Origin of the sequence: Formivibrio citricus (genome assembly GCF_900115065.1) — a bacterium.
Lineage (GTDB): Bacteria > Pseudomonadota > Gammaproteobacteria > Burkholderiales > Chitinibacteraceae > Formivibrio > Formivibrio citricus.
In genome coordinates, this window is sequence record NZ_FOVE01000013.1 from 65,066 (window position 1) to 81,045 (window position 15,980).

A 15,980-nucleotide genomic window follows, 5' to 3' on the forward strand; every position below is an offset into this window, starting at 1 on the left:
GCCGCGTATTTTCGCACCGATCCGCGTTACCCTCAATGGCAGCCGAAGCACGGCTTGACGCGCGACGCTATCGCGCGTATATTTCGCCCTCTCATCGGGGCGTAGCGCAGCCTGGTAGCGCATCTGCTTTGGGAGCAGAGGGTCGCGAGTTCGAATCCCGCCGCCCCGACCAAAGCCTTCCAGAACGCTATTGCATCCGTTTCCGGGCGCCCGTAGCTCAACTGGATAGAGCAACGGCCTTCTAAGCCGTAGGTTACAGGTTCGATTCCTGTCGGGCGTGCCAGCCCACGGCAAGATTGAACCCCGGCCCGGCAAGATTTATCGTTGAAGCAGCGCTTCAACAAACCGTTTCGGCGGTGGATGTAGCTCAGTTGGTAGAGTCCAGGATTGTGATTCCTGTCGTCGTGGGTTCGAGTCCCATCATCCACCCCAAGTAACACAAGCACTTAGCCCAGCCTTCACGGTTGGGCTTTTTGCTTTCTAGTGGTCTGCTTCGTAAATAGCGGATACGAGAAAGCGTGGGATTCGAGTTTCTGGCAAGGCGCGAACCACAGCAATAGCCGTAGCTATTGCGAGGATGAGCAACGCGGCCAGGGGGTCGAAGACAAGCTTTATCGGTTCGTTCATTTGCGAAGCAGACCACTAGCGTTCATGTAGCCACCATGTTGCTTTTTCCCGGCAACACCAAGCAACTTCAAATTGCAGACTTGCCCTCCTTCACCTGCACCCTCAGGTGTAATACGCATCCCATTCAAAATATGGTTTTACAGATTCAGGCGGGTTAGGTTCTTGGCGTACAATTTGCCGTAACCAATAACCGCAACTTGATGGCGGCCTCCTTCCGGCCTTCGCCAGAAATCAAAAAATGAACCACCAAGCCCTTTCATCCTTCATCTGGTCGGTTGCCGACCTTCTTCGTGGCGATTACAGGCAGTCTGAGTACGGCAAGGTCATCCTGCCCTTCACCATGCTGCGCCGTCTGGACTGCGTCCTCGAAGCCACCAAGCCCGCCGTGCTGGCGGAGCTGGAAGCCAAGACCAAGGCTGGTTTGAATCCGGACCCATTTCTTCAGCGTAAAACGGGAAATCTCGGCTTCTACAACACCTCCCCGCTAGACCTCGTGAAGCTCTTGGGCGACCAGGACCACATCCGCCAGAACCTCTACGCCTATGTGCAGGCCTTCTCGCCAGCGGCGCGCGACATCTTCGAGCGCTTTGATTTCTATGCGCAGATCGAACGGCTCGCCAAGGCCAACTTGCTGTACCTGGTCACCGAAAAGTTCGCCAACATCGACCTGCACCCGCAGGTGGTGGATAACGCCCAGATGGGCCTGATGTTCGAGGAGCTGATTCGCAAGTTTGCCGAAATCTCGAACGAGACGGCGGGGGAGCATTTCACCCCGCGTGAAGTCATCCGTCTGATGGTGAACCTGCTGTTCATCGAGGACGACGACGTGCTCACCCCCGGCAATGCCGTCGTGCGCACCATCTACGATCCCACTGCCGGCACCGGCGGCATGCTCTCAGTGGCAGGCGAATACCTGCTGGAGCACAACCCGCAGGCACGGCTCACGATGTTCGGCCAGGAGCTCAACGACGAGTCCTATGCCATCTGCAAGGCCGACATGCTCATCAAGGGGCAGGACGTGGGCAACATCGTGGCCGGCAACACGCTGTCCGACGACGGACACAACGGCCGCAAGTTCGACTACATGCTCTCCAATCCGCCTTTCGGCGTGGAGTGGAAGAGGGTCGAAAAGGTCGTGCGCCAGGAGCACGAGCAAAAAGGTTTCGACGGCCGCTTCGGCCCCGGCCTGCCGCGCGTGTCAGATGGCTCCATGCTCTTCCTGATGCATCTGCTCTCCAAGATGCGCCCAGCGCAGGATGGCGGCAGCCGCTTCGGCATCGTCCTCAACGGCTCGCCGCTCTTCACTGGCGGCGCCGGCAGCGGCGAATCCGAAATCCGCCGCTACGTGCTGGAGAACGACCTCGTGGAAGCCATCATCGGCCTGCCCACCGACATGTTCTACAACACCGGCATTGCCACCTACGTCTGGATTCTCTCCAACCGCAAGACAGATGACCGCAAGGGCTTGGTGCAGCTTATCGACGCCAGCAGCTTCTGGCAGAAGATGCGCAAAAGCCTCGGCTCCAAGCGCAAGGAGATGAGCGACGAGCACATCGCCACCGTTACCCGGCTGTTTGGCGGCTTCACCGAGGCAGAATACATCACCGTGTTTGACGCGGCCGGCCAGCAAGTCGGCGAGCCGCAACTCGTGACCAATACCGACACGCCGCCTACGGCACCCGAAGGTGGCCGCCTCAAGCGCGTGCCCATTGCCCGCATCTTCAACAACGAAGACTTCGGCTACACCACCATCACCGTCGAGCGCCCGCTCAAGGACGAAGCCGGGCAGGTGGTGCTAGGCGTAAAAGGCAAGCAAAAGGGCAAGCCGCAGGCTGATAGCACCCTGCGCGATACCGAGAATGTGCCGCTCAGTGAAGACATTGCCGCCTACTTCAAGCGCGAAGTATTGCCGCACGCGCCGGATGCCTGGATGGACGAAGAAAAGAGCAAGGTCGGCTATGAAATCCCGGTCAACCGCCACTTCTACGTCTTCGAGCCGCCGCGCAGCCTGCACGCCATCGACGAAGAGCTGAAGACCGTCTCGGCCAACATCATGAAGATGCTGGAGGGGCTGGCGGAATGAGCTTGCCGAGGTATCCGGAGTACAAGGACAGCGGGTTAAGTTGGCTCGGTCAAGTGCCTTCTCATTGGCGGGTCACGAAGACGAAGCACGTTTGTTCTTTCTCCACGGGATGGACCCCGCCCACAGGGAACTCTGCTGCATATGAGGGCAGCAATCTCTGGGCAAATATTTCAGACCTTGGAGCAAGGACTATTGCTGACACTGCCAAACGAATCAGTGATGAAGCTGCTGTGCAGTCCGGCATCGAACTATCTCCCAAAGGGAGCCTACTGTTCAGCTTCAAGCTGTCGATAGGACAGGTTTCGTTTGCAGGTGCTGACATGTTTACCAATGAGGCAATTGCAACGTTTAGAGGCTCTGACCTGCTGGCTCTGCCATTTGCCTACTATGCTTTTCCGTTATTTCTCGTACAGAACGCGTCGGAAAACATATATGGGGCAAAACTCTTAAATCAGGAACTGATTCGTGGAGCTGCATTTGCTCTTCCATCAGTAGAAGAACAAACCGCCATCGCCGCCTTCCTCGACCACGAAACGGCGAAAATCGATGGTCTGATTGCCGAGCAGGAAAAGCTCATCGCCCTGCTGGCCGAAAAGCGCCAGGCCACCATCTCCCACGCCGTCACCCGCGGCCTCAACCCGGCTGCACCGATGCAGGATTCCGGCGTGGCGTGGCTGGGGGAGGTGCCGGCACATTGGGGGGTGACTCGGCTTAAGTACGCCACCAACGCTATCGTCGATTGTCCCCATGAAACGCCAGCGTACGACGACACGGGGTCGTATCGGGTGATTCGTACTGCTGACGTTAGCGAGGGGAGGCTGCGCCGGGAAGGAATGTATTCCGTCACTCAGCAAGAGTTTATGCAACGCATACGACGCATGCCCCTAGAAAAGGATGACATCGTGTATGGGCGTGAGGGAGAGCGATGGGGGTTCGCGGCCCAAGTTCCAGAAAATGACATCTTCTGCTTGGGTCAGAGAATGATGCAGTTCCGTGCAGCAGCAGGGATGTACCCACGCTTCCTTATGTGGCAGCTAAATGCGCAAAGTACATATCGACAGGGACAGATAGATACCGTCGGCGCCACTTCGCCGCACGTCAACGTTGGAACCATCAGGAATTATGTTTTGACGGAACCTCCTCCCCGCGAGCAAGAAGAAATCAGTACATTCCTCGATGCAGAAACAGTCAAGCTAGATGAACTTGATACAGAGGCCGAACTCGCAATCACCCTTTTGAAAGAACGCCGCTCCGCCCTCATAGCCGCCGCCGTCACCGGCCAGATTGATGTGCGTGAAGCTACAGGAAAGGCTGATACATGAACACCAGAGCCAAGACGATCCAGATCTTCCTGCCCGGCGGTGATCCGCAGGGTATTCGCGTGGCAGAGATTACGACGCGAATCGTGCAATTGATCGAAGTTCCGCGTGCGCTTCTGCCGGAATTTCTGAAGATGCCAGAGAGTGCACAGGTTGCCTTGTACTTCTTGGTGGGCGAGGCAGAAGATGGCGCGGAACGACGTGTGTACATAGGCCAGACGGGTGATTTGCCCGCAAGACTGGCGAAGCACAATAAAGAAAAGGCGTTCTGGGAGCGTGCGCTGGTACTGATTTCGCGTACCAACAGTTTGACCCAGACTCATGCGTTGTTTCTGGAGTGGTACAGCCTGCAGCGGGCAAAGCAGGCCGAGCGCTACGACCTGAGTGAGAACAAGAACGGCGGCAGCAAGCCCCATACGCCGGCGCCGCTGGAGGCTGATTGCCTGGAGATTTTCGAGACCGGACAGACTTTGCTGGCAACACTGGGCTACCCGGTGTTCGAGCCGGTGGCAAAGCCCACGGAAGCGGGCAAACCGGCCGAATTGTTCCACTGCAAGCGTTCGGGCATCGAGGGGAAGGGGCTCTACACGCCGGAAGGCTTTGTGGTGCTCAAGGGTTCGCTTGGCCACCAAGCTGATGCGCCATCTATTGCCGGCACTTGGGCTGAGCATTTGCGCAACAAGCTGCGCGACAGCGGTGTCGTCCAGGTCAAGGCCGAGAGCATCGAGTTCCTGAAAGATCATCTGTTCGCATCCCCCAGCGCTGCTGCCGTTGCACTGCTGGGCCGCACGGCCAATGGCTGGGTCGAATGGAAATCGGCCGAGGGCAAGACACTGGATGCACTGAAGCGGCAGGGCGGGACGGATTTGTCCGGGGGGCACTGATCCGCTAGCCTGTAGCCCGGCTGCAGGTTGGCCGGTTTTTTAGGGGTTGATTGACTTGCCAAACCCTTGTCGCACAGGCATATTCGCAATTCGCGAATAGCGAATAAGGCAAAAAAATGGAACTCAAACCCCAAGACTTGCTGGTGCTGCTGAAGGTGGCAGCCAATCCGCCGCAGCGCTGGACTTATGCCGCGCTGGGCGAGGCTTTGGCCATGAGCGCCTCGGAAACCCACGCCTGCGTGAAGCGGGCGATTGCCGCCGGGCTGGCCGTGTCGCTAGGGCGTGAAGGCTGGCAGCCGGTGCGCCCGGCTTTGCTGGAATTCATGCTACACGGTGCGCGTTATGTGTGGCCGGCCATCACCGGCCCAGCCAAGCGCGGGGTGCCGACCGCCTTTGGTGCCGAACCTCTGGCCAGTCTACTGAATGCCGCTCCCGGCGAAGCGCCGGTGTGGGCGCACGCCAAGGGCAGCGCCAAGGGGCCGACACTCTCCCCGCTCTATCGCACGGCGCCGCAAGCCGCACTGGCCGACCCGGCCTTGCATCGCCTGCTGGCCTTGCTCGATGCAGTACGCATGGGCCGGGCTCGCGAACGGGCAATGGCCTCAGAGCTGTTGAAGACGGCACTGGGAGGCGACAGCCATGAACCCCAATGACCCGAACCTGCCACAACTGCGGCGCATCGCCGGGGCGCTGGGCGAACTGCGAGAGCAAGTCGTGTTCGTCGGCGGCTCGGTGGCGGGCTTGCTGCTGACGGACCCATTGGCCGAGGGCGTGCGGGCGACTACGGACGTGGATGCCATCGTTGAAGCTGGCCGCGCCGCCTTTCATCAACTGGAAAATGAGCTGGCTGAGCGTGGTTTCGTGCGCGACATGCACAGCGAGGTGATTTGCCGCTGGGTGCATCGCGAATCCGGCCTGCTGTTCGATCTTATGCCAGTGGACGACGCCGTGCTCGGGTTCACAAATCCCTGGTATTCCTACGCAGTCAAAACAGCCGAATCCGTGGAAATTTCGGAGGGCGTGCATATCCGCCTGCTCAGCGCCGTGGCCTTCGTAGCCACCAAGCTGGAAGCGTTTACCAGCCGAGGCAAAGGCGACTTTTGGACCAGCCACGACCTGGAAGATGTGCTGAACGTGGTGGATGGTCGCGACGAGCTTGTTGAAGAAATGCGCACTGCACCGGAAGCGCTGAGGAACCTTGTGGCACAAACCTTTTCCACGTTGCTGAAAAATCCAGATTTCCACAACGTACTGCCCGGCCTGATTGCAGAACCGGAGCGAGCAAGTGAGGTCATGGCACGCATGGAGCAAATGAGCCGATGACCCCCTACACACATACTGAAATGGCTGGCTGAGCGATGGCACTACATCAGGAAATCCACTTCGAATCCGAAATCTGCGCCCACCTTGCGGCCAATGGCTGGCTGTACGCCGAAGGCGACGCGGCAAAGTATGACCGCGCGAATGGCCTGTTTCTACCCGACCTCCTGGCGTGGGTGGAAGAGTCGCAGCCGGATAGCTTTCAGCGCCTGACCAAAAACCACGGTGCGGCGCTGCCCCAAGTGCTGGCGGAGCGCGTGCGCAAAAGCCTGAACCTGCCAGACCGGGGCACGCTGGATGTGCTGCGTCGGGGCGTGGAAATGCTGGGGCTCAAGGAGCCGTTGATGCTGGCGCAGTTCAAGCCCGCTCTGGCGCTGAACCCTGCCATTGCGAAGAACTACGCAGCGAACCGCCTGCGCGTTGTTCGCCAGGTTTGCCATTCGCCCAACAATCCGAAGGAAGAGCTGGACCTGGTGCTCTTCCTCAACGGCATCGCCGTGGCCACGGTCGAGCTGAAGAGTAACTTCACGCAGAGCGTGCAGGATGCTGTCGACCAGTACCGCTACGACCGCCATCCGCAGCCCAAGGGCGGCGTGCTGGAGCCCTTGCTGGGCTTCCCCGGCGGGGCGCTGGTGCACTTCGCGGTGAGCCAGTCCGAAGTGATGATGACGACCAAACTCGCCGGCAAGGAAACCTTCTTCCTGCCTTTCAACCGTGGCAACGCGGGCGGCGCGGGCAATGCGCCGAATCCGGATGGATTTGCCACTGCCTACCTGTGGGAAGAGGTGTGGGCGCGAGAGAGCTGGCTGGACATCCTGCACCGCTATCTCATCGGCAAGCGCGATGACAAGAAGCAGCTCAAGAGTTTCATCTTCCCGCGTTACCACCAGCTCGATGCCACGCGGAAGCTGGTGGGCGATGTGCTGCAAAACGGTGCGGGCGAGCGCTATCTGATTCAGCACTCGGCGGGCTCGGGCAAGACCAACTCGATTGCCTGGACGGCGCACTTCCTCGCCGACCTGCACGACGCGCAGCACAACAAGCTCTTCGATAGCGTGCTGGTGGTAAGCGACCGCAACGTGCTCGATGCTCAGTTGCAGGAGGCCATATTCGACTTCGAGCGCACCACGGGCGTGGTGGCCAGCATCACGAACGAGCACGGCAGCAAGAGCGCCCAGCTTGGTCAGGCGCTCAAGGACGGCAAAAAAATCATCGTCTGCACCATCCAGACCTTCCCCTTTGCCCTGCAAGCCGTGCAGGAGCTGGCAGCCACCGAGGGCAAGCGCTTTGCGGTGATTGCCGACGAGGCACACAGCTCGCAGACCGGCGAAGCCGCCGCCAAGCTGAAGCAGCTTTTGTCCGCCGAAGAATGGGCCGAGCTGCAGGACGGCGGTGAGGTGGATACCGAAGCGCTGCTCGCGGCGCAGATGGAGGCGAAAGCTGGCGCATCGAAGGGCCTGACCTACATTGCCTTCACCGCCACGCCCAAGAGCAAGACGCTGGAACTCTTCGGTCGCAAGGGCGAAGACGGGTTGCCCCAGCCTTTCCATGTTTACTCCATGCGCCAGGCTATCGAGGAAGGTTTCATCCTCGATGTGCTGAAGAACTACACGAGCTACAAACTGGCTTTCAAGCTGGCCCACGATGGCCAGGAATACGACGAGAAGGCCGTTGAGCGCAGTACGGCGATGAAGGGAATCATGCAGTGGGTGCGCCTGCACCCCTACAACATCGCGCAGAAGGTGCAGGTGGTGGTCGAGCACTACCGCGAGAACGTGCAGCCGCTTCTCCGAGGCCGGGCCAAGGCCATGGTAGTGGTGGGTAGTCGTAAAGAAGCCGTGCGCTGGCAGAAGGCCATCCGCGCCTACATCGCCAAGCAGAACTACCCGCTGGGCGTGCTGGTGGCGTTTTCGGGTGAGGTAAACGACCCCGAGAACTTCCCCGAGCCGGTCGCCGAAACGAATGCCCAGCTCAACCCCGGCCTCAAGGGGCGCGACATCCGCGAAGTATTCAAGGAGCCGGATTTCCACCTGTTGCTGGTGGCCAACAAGTTCCAGACCGGTTTCGACCAGCCGCTGTTGTGCGGCATGTACGTCGACAAGATGCTGGGCGGCATCCAGGCCGTGCAGACGCTCTCGCGCCTGAACCGTGCGCATCCGGGCAAGGACACGACCTACATCCTCGACTTCGTGAACGAGCCGGCGGAAGTGCTCAAGGCCTTCAAGACCTACCACGAAACAGCCGAGCTGGAGGCCACGACCGACCCGCATGCGGTGTATGACCTGCGCGCCAAGCTGGATGCAACCGGCTACTACGACGACTTCGAAGTGGAGCGCGTCGCCAAGGTCGACCTCGACCCGAACGGCACGCAGAAACAGCTAGATGCCGCCATCGCCCCGGTGGCCGACCGCCTGCTCAAGCGCTACAAGAGCGCCCAGCAGGACAAAGCCGCGGCTGAGGCAAATGGTGATGAAAAAACAGCCAAGGTCGCCAAGGACACACTGGATGCCCTCATCCTGTTCAAGAACGACATGGGAGCCTATGTGCGCCTGTATGCCTTCCTGAGCCAGATTTTCGACTACGGCAACACCGACATCGAGAAGCGCTTCCTGTTCTACAAACGCCTCATCCCGCTGCTGGAATTCGGCCGCGAACGCGACACCGTGGACCTCAGCAAGGTTGTGCTTACCCACCACAACCTGAAGAACCGTGGCAAACAATCGCTGAACCTGAACCAGGACGGTAGCTACAAGCTGCAACCGATGGACGCGGTGGGCAGCGGCGCAGTTCAGGAAAAGCAGCAGGCCTACCTCGCCGAAATCATCGAGAAGGTGAATGGGTTATTTGAAGGCGAGCTCTCCGACGACGACCAACTCGTCTACGTGAATGGTGTCCTAAAAGGGAAGCTGCTAGAGAACGAGACCTTGGTTCAGCAGGCGGCCAACAACACCAAGGAACAGTTCGGCAATTCGCCCGACCTCTCGCAAGCGATCTTGCATGCCATCATGGATGCACTGGAAGCTCACACCTCCATGAGCACCCAAGCGCTAAGTTCTGAACGTATCCGCGAAGGGCTGAAAGATACCCTGCTAGGACCTGCACAGTTGTATGAAGCGCTGCGGGCGCGGTCAGTGGGCGTGGCCGCGAGAGCATGACCACAGGCCCCCTGCATCAAAAAGCCCGCCTGATCGCAAGATCGGCGGGTTTTTCCTTTTGACCCCGCCATTCCGTACAATGGCGCCATTCCTTCCCGCACGACAGCACCATGGCCGACCTGACCTTTTTCTGGCACGACTACGAAACCTTCGGCATCGACCCGCGTCGTGACCGGCCCGCCCAGTTCGCCGGCATCCGTACCGATGCCGAGCTCAACGAAATCGGCGAGCCGCTGATGTGCTACTGCCAGCCGGCTCCGGACTACCTGCCCGATCCGCAGTCCTGCCTCATCACCGGCATCACGCCGCAACTGTGCCAGGAGCGCGGCTTGCCGGAAAACGAATTCGCCGCGGCCATCGAAAAGGAACTCGCGGCCCCCGGCACCATCGGTGTGGGCTACAACACCATCCGCTTCGACGACGAATTCACGCGCCACCTGTTCTGGCGCAACCTCATCGACCCGTACGCCCGCGAATGGCAGAACGATTGCGGACGCTGGGATCTGCTCGACGTGGTGCGTTGCGCCTACGCCCTGCGCCCGGAAGGCATCGTCTGGCCAACCAACGACGACGGCAAACCGAGCTTTCGCCTGGAACACCTGACCGCCGCCAACGGCCTCGTTCACGAAGCCGCGCACGATGCACTGTCCGACGTGCGCGCCACCATCGCGCTCGCACGCCTGATCCGGCAAAATAATCCCAAGCTGTTCGACTTCTGCCTGAAGCTGCGCAAGAAAGATGCCGTCCAAGCCGAAATAGGCCTGCCGCAACGCAAGCCGTTCCTGCACATCTCCGGCATGTTCGCGCCGGAAAGGGGCTGCCTCGCCGTCGTCTGGCCGCTGGCCTGCCACCCCACCAACAAGAACGAAATCATCGTCTGGGATCTGGCGCACGATCCAGCCGAGCTTTTCGCTCTCGACGCCGCCACCGTGCGTCAGCGCCTGTTCACCCGCAGCGACGAGCTCCCGGAAGGCATGACCCGCCTGCCCGTCAAAAGCATCCACATCAACAAGTCCCCCATCGTCATCGGCAACCTGAAAACGCTCAGCCCGCAAATGGCGGAGAAATGGGGCGTCGACATGGCCACAGTGGAGCGCCACGCCGCAACCGCCGCCCAAGCCCCGGAGCAAGGCGGCCTGTGGGCCGAAGTATTCCAGCGTCCCGCCGGCAACGACGGCACGCCGGACGTGGACGGCGACCTTTACGGCGGATTCATCGGCAACAACGACCGGCGCACACTCAACCGCCTGCGCGGACTGAACCCCGAACAACTCGCCGCCGCCCGCCCAAGCTTTGACGATGCACGGCTCGACGAGCTGCTCTTCCGCTTCCGCGCACGCAATTTCCCGCTCACCCTGAGCGAAGAAGAAGCCGCCCGCTGGCAGCAACACTGCACGGAACGCCTGCACGAAGGAAAGAACAGTGCCCGCGACTTGGCGAGCTATTTCGAAAACATCGACGCCCTTTCCGAAACGGCGGACGAGCGCGGCGAAGAAATTCTCGGCGCGCTCTACGACTACGCGGAAAACATCGCCCCGGAGTTGAACTGAATTTCGCAAAGAGGTTGACACGCGCAACGAAATCCGGTTTAATTCGGCCTCTCTTGGCCAGTTAGCTCAGTTGGTAGAGCAGCGGATTGAAAATCCGCGTGTCCGTGGTTCGATTCCGCGACTGGCCACCAAAAGTTTTAAGCAAAAACGCCGACCCATGTGGTTGGCGTTTTTGTTTTCTGCGGGACAAAAACCAAACAAGTCCGGCAACCCGGTCTATTCCCGGTTCAAATTTTTTGAGCCGACACGATACGCGAAGCTTGAACCATCCCTCCCTTCTCACCCTGTATTCCCTAGCGCCCACGTTTTGCTCGCGGTGAAATAGCCCCCCCCTCACAGCCAATAACAAAACCTCGCTCGCGACAGCCACCAAAACGCATCCAGCAATCTGTTCTTCTTACCCTAGATATCAATCTGCGTGCACCTACCACCGTGCGCAGTTTCAAGTAAGCGGCATTACCACCTCTCCCGGTTTCTTGTGCATTTTCCACACACCCAGCTCAATACATATTACTTAAAGTATAATATTTATTTCATATTTTCTTTCATATTCATGTCGTGCCATCAAAGACTTACCCTTTCCAATTTAATAACAAGTTCGCCAGATCAGGCACGCAACCGAAGAGGAAATACCGCTTCGGCCTGAAGCGCTTTTTTGGCGACGATCCAGTGCCTACCCATCCACCCCCGAGAGTGCAAGTGTTCACGGCGAAATCCAGATCAAGGACGGCAACAAATGGATCAGATGATTCGGCACAAACCAATCGAAGGGCATGGCTTCGCCTATCAACCAAGCTCGACGTCAAGAACACTTCTTCATGGACGTACTGGACAACCAGCCGTCCCCATGGGGCCAGTTATAGTGACCACCCATAACACCTAAAATTCTTGAGGATCAATATGTACAAACACGCTTCCGCTATTTTGGTACCACTACTAGTTGCAAACTCGGCTCTATCGGCGGGACAAGAAACACCCCCGCAAAACTCGGGGACTGAGGCGTTGCGCCATTTTGCCCAATGCGATGCATCGTTTTTTAATACATTGAAAAAACACCCCAATACGTTTGGCCCTTCCGTGCACGTCGCGAATCGCGGCTCGGCGGCCACAATCGTGGTTGCAAATCCCTTGTCAAAAAAAGGGAACGAGCAGTATTTCTCCCATCCCCCGCAGATCAACGATCTGCGGTTGGTCGCGTGGCACAACGAAGTATCATACGATGTCGACATGGGCGGTTTTCTCTACTGGGGCTTTAAGGTTGATGGTGATCCGACATCAGTCGCAAAGAAAATCAATTCACTGCTTCCTGACACCCGAAAGCTGGTGCACACCGGGAAAGAATGGGTTCGTTCAGAGGTTCGTTCAATCGGAGACGCTATCGACACTTGGCATGCCGGCGGTATATCGGGGACAGTAACCCCACGAGGAAGCGTCGAGCGCGCCCTTATTGTTGAGGGCGAGTCGCCATCCGTGACGACCGTTTATTGCTCAATTCAAGGATCAATTACAGCCCCGCTGCTGAAAAGGTTGCGGCCAGATTTGCTTTCTTCGGAGTACCCACAATGATATCAGTCCGTCAATTTGCAGTTATTTGTGTTGTTTTGCTTTCGGGGTGCGCAGGGGCGCAAAGCAAGGTGATGACTAGCGATGTTGCAGCCAAGGGGCAAGACCCTTGCGCCCAAATCAAGCCACTGAAACTTAACGCAGATGGAACCAATTTCGAGAACCCACAATTGGCAATAGATGTGCTTTCCGCATGCAATGCCTCCAACACTCGAGCGCCCAGCAAAGCGCGCGCTGCCATTTTTAAACTTCGCAGCACAGCCTATGCGCAACTGGGTGATTATGGAAAGGCTATTAGTGATTGCGAAGAATCTTTACGACTGGTCCCTGCTCGTACTGCTTGGGACGTAATAACGCTGGCGTCTCTTTATCGACAGAGTGGGCAACCAGAACGTGCTCTTGGCGCCCTCAGGCAGATGCTGAAGGATCATTTGGGGGTAAGCGGCAAAGGAACTACACCAGGGATGCCAAGCTATTATCACCTCGGCATGACCTTGGTTGCACTTGAACAATGGCCTGAAGCCGCTGAAGCATTTTCAGAAGGATTGACCTATCAGCCCGATTACGCATGGGCCTATCTGTATCGCGCGCTATCTTATGATCATATGAACGACATGGATCGCGCCCGTGACGATGTAAGAAAGGGGCGATCACTTATTGATGCGTTGAAGGACGATGATCGTGCAGAGGGACTTAAAAGCCTGAGCAAGCCCCCTTTTGCAACGTTGATGGCTAAATATCCCAAATAAAGTGTAGAAGTTTCGACTTGATCTGACAGTCCCCCATTTTGACGGCACCGGATTGTCAGATCAATTCAGAACAGGCGTCGATCTCGAGGTCTTAGTAGAATTTTCATGGCAAGAGGACGAGGGACTTTGCATATTTAAACTGCATAGTCAGGCGCATTGCTCTCGACGCGACTGCCATACCGGGATGCCCCGTAGAATTCCAGCTTTTCTACCGGCAAGGGCGAAGGAACCTTCCCTTCCGCAGGAACTCAACGCATGGGCACCTTGAGGTGCGGCGGCACCGGAACGGCGGTCACACTGTTCTTGGGGCTGCCGTCAACCAAACGGTCTGAGTAGACCAGATAGGCCAGCGTGTTGCGCTTAACGTCAACCATGCGAACAACGCGAATATGCTTGAACACAAGCGAAGCTTTCTCGCTGAAGACTTCTTCCTGCTGCGGCAGCGGGCCAGTGAAACCGATCTCCCCCACCTGCCGGCATGCGACAGACGCCTCGGCCTTGTCTTCGGCCAGCCCCAGAGAGCCAGAAATCCCGCCTGTTTTGGCTCTGGAAAGATAACAGCTCACGCCATTGACGCGGGGGTCGTCGAACACCTCCACTACGACCTTGTGGTTGGCTCCCAACAGTTTGAAGGCCGTAGAAACCGCGCCGACAGTTTCGGCGGCGGCTGGCAGGGCGGCGCACAGCAACACACCAAGGAACAGTCGTTTCATATCAGCACTCCGTATGCGAGAAAAACCAGAAACCTCTTATTCGACAGTAACCGACTTGGCCAAGTTGCGCGGCTTGTCCACATCGGTCCCGCGCATCAGCGCGGAGTGGTAAGCCAGCAATTGAACCGGAATTGCATGCACCACCGGCGAAAGCACGCCTACATGCCGCGGGGTGCGGATCACGTGCACAGCCTCGGACTCGCTGAAGTGGCTATCCAGATCGGCGAAGACGAACATTTCTCCACCGCGGGCGCGCACTTCCTGAATATTTGATTTCACCTTTTCCAGCAAGGCATCGTTGGGCGCGATCACCACGACCGGCATGTTTTCATCGACCAGCGCCAGCGGCCCGTGCTTGAGTTCGCCAGCGGGATAGGCTTCGGCATGGATGTAGGTGATTTCCTTGAGCTTGAGCGCGCCTTCCAGGGCGATGGGATAATGCACGCCGCGGCCCAGGAACAGGGCGTGGTCCTTGCCGGCGAATCTTTCGGCCCAGACACGGATCTGCGGCTCCAGGTTGAGCGCATGTTGCACGCTGCCCGGCAATTGGCGCAGAGCGTCGAGGTATTCGGTTTCCCGCGCTGCCGTCAGCTTGCCGCGCAACTTGGCCAGCGTACAGGTCAGGGCGAACAGTGCGATCAGTTGGGTGGTGAACGCCTTGGTCGAAGCCACTCCGATCTCGGCTCCGGCACGGGTATAGATCACCAGATCCGAAGCGCGCGGGATGGCGCTTTCCTTGACATTGCAGATCGACAAGGCCCATTTGTGGCCCAGCGATTTCGCATATTTGAGCGCTTCCATCGTGTCGAGCGTCTCGCCCGATTGCGAAATGGTGACGATCAGCGTGTTCGGGCGGGCGACTGCATCGCGGTAGCGGTATTCGCTCGCGACTTCGACGCTGCACGGGATACCGGCAATTGCTTCCAGCCAGTAGCGTGCGGTCAGGCCGGCATAGTAGCTGGTGCCGCAGGCCAGGATCTGCACGCCATCAATCTGGCTGAGAATTTCGCTGGCTCCGGCGCCAAACAGCGCTGGCAAAAAGCCGTCGTGCAGCACCTGCTCGATGGTATCGGCCAGCGCCTTGGGCTGTTCGTGGATTTCCTTCTGCATGAAATGGCTGTACGGGCCGAGCTCAAGCGAAGCGAGGGAAACATCCGAGAAATGGATCTTGCGTTCGATGGGCTGGCCTTGCTGATCGGTCAGCTTGACACCTTCGCGGCGCACTTCGGCGATGTCGCCTTCTTCAAGGAAGATCACCTTGCGGGTCGACGAAATGATGGCTGAAACGTCGGAGGCGATAAAGTTCTCGCCTTCGCCCAGCCCCACCAGCAGCGGACAACCTTTGCGTGCGCAGGCCATCACGTCTGGTTGGTCGAGTGCAATCACGGCAATGGCATACGCGCCGCTCAGTTCGCGCGAGGCAACGCGCACAGCTTCAACCAGGTCGAGGCCGCCATTCTTGTAGTAGTGATGCACCAGATGGGCGATCACCTCGGTATCGGTCTGCGATTCGAAAACGTAGCCGAGCTGTTTCAATCGTTCGCGCTGCTCGTCGTGGTTCTCGATGATGCCGTTGTGGACTACCGCGATCTGGCCGTGCGAGACGTGCGGATGCGCGTTGTATTCGGTCACGCCACCGTGCGTGGCCCAGCGGGTATGGCCGATGCCAAGCTGGCCTGTCAAATTGATCTCGGCGGCGGCATTTTCCATTTCAGCTACGCGGCCAACGCGGCGCACACGCGTGATCGCGGAACCGGTATGCACGGCGACCCCCGCCGAATCATAACCCCGGTATTCCAGGCGTTTGAGCCCTTCGACCAGGACAGGCACCACGTTACGCTGGGCTATCGCACCGACAATTCCGCACATTCTCAATCCCCTTGTTGGCAACGGGTGAAACTATACCGACCCACCCCGCATTGCACCATGAAAAACGCCCGTTTTTCTCCGACAAGCGGCCTTACATCCCGCATATCAGGAGTCTAAATTGAATTATGACCTTAATAGGAATGCCTAT

11 protein-coding genes and 4 tRNA genes are annotated in these 15,980 nt (G+C 58.4%); 13 read left to right on the plus strand and 2 right to left on the minus strand.

Annotation, left to right across the window (positions count from 1 at the left end; translation table 11 throughout):
- Nucleotides 1-95 precede the first annotated feature (95 nt).
- The 13 genes from BMZ36_RS09480 to BMZ36_RS09535 all read left to right on the plus strand — a co-directional run bounded on the left by BMZ36_RS09480 (nucleotide 96) and on the right by BMZ36_RS09535 (nucleotide 13,250).
- Nucleotides 96-172 (plus strand) — tRNA-Pro (locus BMZ36_RS09480).
- Nucleotides 173-206: 34 nt separating this feature from the next.
- Nucleotides 207-283: transfer RNA gene (locus BMZ36_RS09485), tRNA-Arg, on the plus strand.
- A 73-nt stretch (nucleotides 284-356) separates the two neighbouring features.
- A tRNA-His gene (locus tag BMZ36_RS09490) sits at nucleotides 357-432 on the plus strand.
- A 433-nt stretch (nucleotides 433-865) separates the two neighbouring features.
- Entirely contained in the window at nucleotides 866-2,710 is a 1,845-nt protein-coding gene (locus BMZ36_RS09495) for a type I restriction-modification system subunit M (protein WP_091195133.1), read from the plus strand.
- The gene (locus tag BMZ36_RS09500; RefSeq protein WP_091195137.1) at nucleotides 2,707-4,032 is read left to right on the plus strand and encodes a restriction endonuclease subunit S; all 1,326 of its coding nucleotides are present in this window, start codon (nucleotides 2,707-2,709) and stop codon (nucleotides 4,030-4,032) included. The genes BMZ36_RS09495 and BMZ36_RS09500 overlap by 4 nt, the downstream gene beginning before the upstream one ends.
- The gene (locus tag BMZ36_RS09505) at nucleotides 4,029-4,913 is read left to right on the plus strand and encodes a GIY-YIG nuclease family protein (protein WP_091195141.1); all 885 of its coding nucleotides are present in this window, start codon (nucleotides 4,029-4,031) and stop codon (nucleotides 4,911-4,913) included. The genes BMZ36_RS09500 and BMZ36_RS09505 overlap by 4 nt, the downstream gene beginning before the upstream one ends.
- Nucleotides 4,914-5,029: 116 nt before the next feature.
- The gene (locus tag BMZ36_RS09510) at nucleotides 5,030-5,566 is read left to right on the plus strand and encodes a hypothetical protein (protein WP_091195145.1); all 537 of its coding nucleotides are present in this window, start codon (nucleotides 5,030-5,032) and stop codon (nucleotides 5,564-5,566) included.
- Nucleotides 5,553-6,236 carry a hypothetical protein gene (locus BMZ36_RS09515; RefSeq protein WP_091195149.1) on the plus strand — a complete coding sequence of 228 codons (684 nt, stop codon included), beginning with the start codon at nucleotides 5,553-5,555 and terminating at the stop codon, nucleotides 6,234-6,236. The genes BMZ36_RS09510 and BMZ36_RS09515 overlap by 14 nt, the downstream gene beginning before the upstream one ends.
- Before the next feature lie 35 nt (nucleotides 6,237-6,271).
- The gene (locus BMZ36_RS09520; RefSeq protein ID WP_091195153.1) at nucleotides 6,272-9,388 is read left to right on the plus strand and encodes a type I restriction endonuclease subunit R; all 3,117 of its coding nucleotides are present in this window, start codon (nucleotides 6,272-6,274) and stop codon (nucleotides 9,386-9,388) included.
- Nucleotides 9,389-9,498: 110 nt separating this feature from the next.
- Nucleotides 9,499-10,938 (plus strand): exodeoxyribonuclease I, encoded by a 1,440-nt coding sequence (gene sbcB / locus BMZ36_RS09525; RefSeq protein WP_091195156.1) that lies wholly within the window; start codon nucleotides 9,499-9,501, stop codon nucleotides 10,936-10,938.
- Nucleotides 10,939-10,993: 55 nt separating this feature from the next.
- Nucleotides 10,994-11,069: transfer RNA gene (locus BMZ36_RS09530), tRNA-Phe, on the plus strand.
- A 769-nt stretch (nucleotides 11,070-11,838) separates the two neighbouring features.
- Nucleotides 11,839-12,504 (plus strand): hypothetical protein, encoded by a 666-nt coding sequence (locus BMZ36_RS14350; RefSeq protein WP_143086019.1) that lies wholly within the window; start codon nucleotides 11,839-11,841, stop codon nucleotides 12,502-12,504.
- Nucleotides 12,501-13,250: a tetratricopeptide repeat protein gene (locus BMZ36_RS09535; protein ID WP_091195159.1), complete on the plus strand. Its 750-nt coding sequence runs from the start codon at nucleotides 12,501-12,503 to the stop codon at nucleotides 13,248-13,250. The genes BMZ36_RS14350 and BMZ36_RS09535 overlap by 4 nt, the downstream gene beginning before the upstream one ends.
- 248 nt (nucleotides 13,251-13,498) lie before the next feature.
- On the opposite strand, the gene BMZ36_RS09540 is transcribed toward BMZ36_RS09535, so the two are convergent.
- Together BMZ36_RS09540 and glmS are read right to left on the minus strand one after the other, a co-directional pair.
- On the minus strand, nucleotides 13,499-13,963 hold the full coding sequence (locus tag BMZ36_RS09540) for a CreA family protein (RefSeq protein ID WP_091195163.1): 465 nt from the start codon (nucleotides 13,961-13,963) through the stop codon (nucleotides 13,499-13,501).
- A 36-nt stretch (nucleotides 13,964-13,999) separates the two neighbouring features.
- The gene (glmS, locus tag BMZ36_RS09545) at nucleotides 14,000-15,832 is read right to left on the minus strand and encodes a glutamine--fructose-6-phosphate transaminase (isomerizing) (RefSeq protein WP_091195166.1); all 1,833 of its coding nucleotides are present in this window, start codon (nucleotides 15,830-15,832) and stop codon (nucleotides 14,000-14,002) included.
- Nucleotides 15,833-15,980 lie beyond the last annotated feature (148 nt).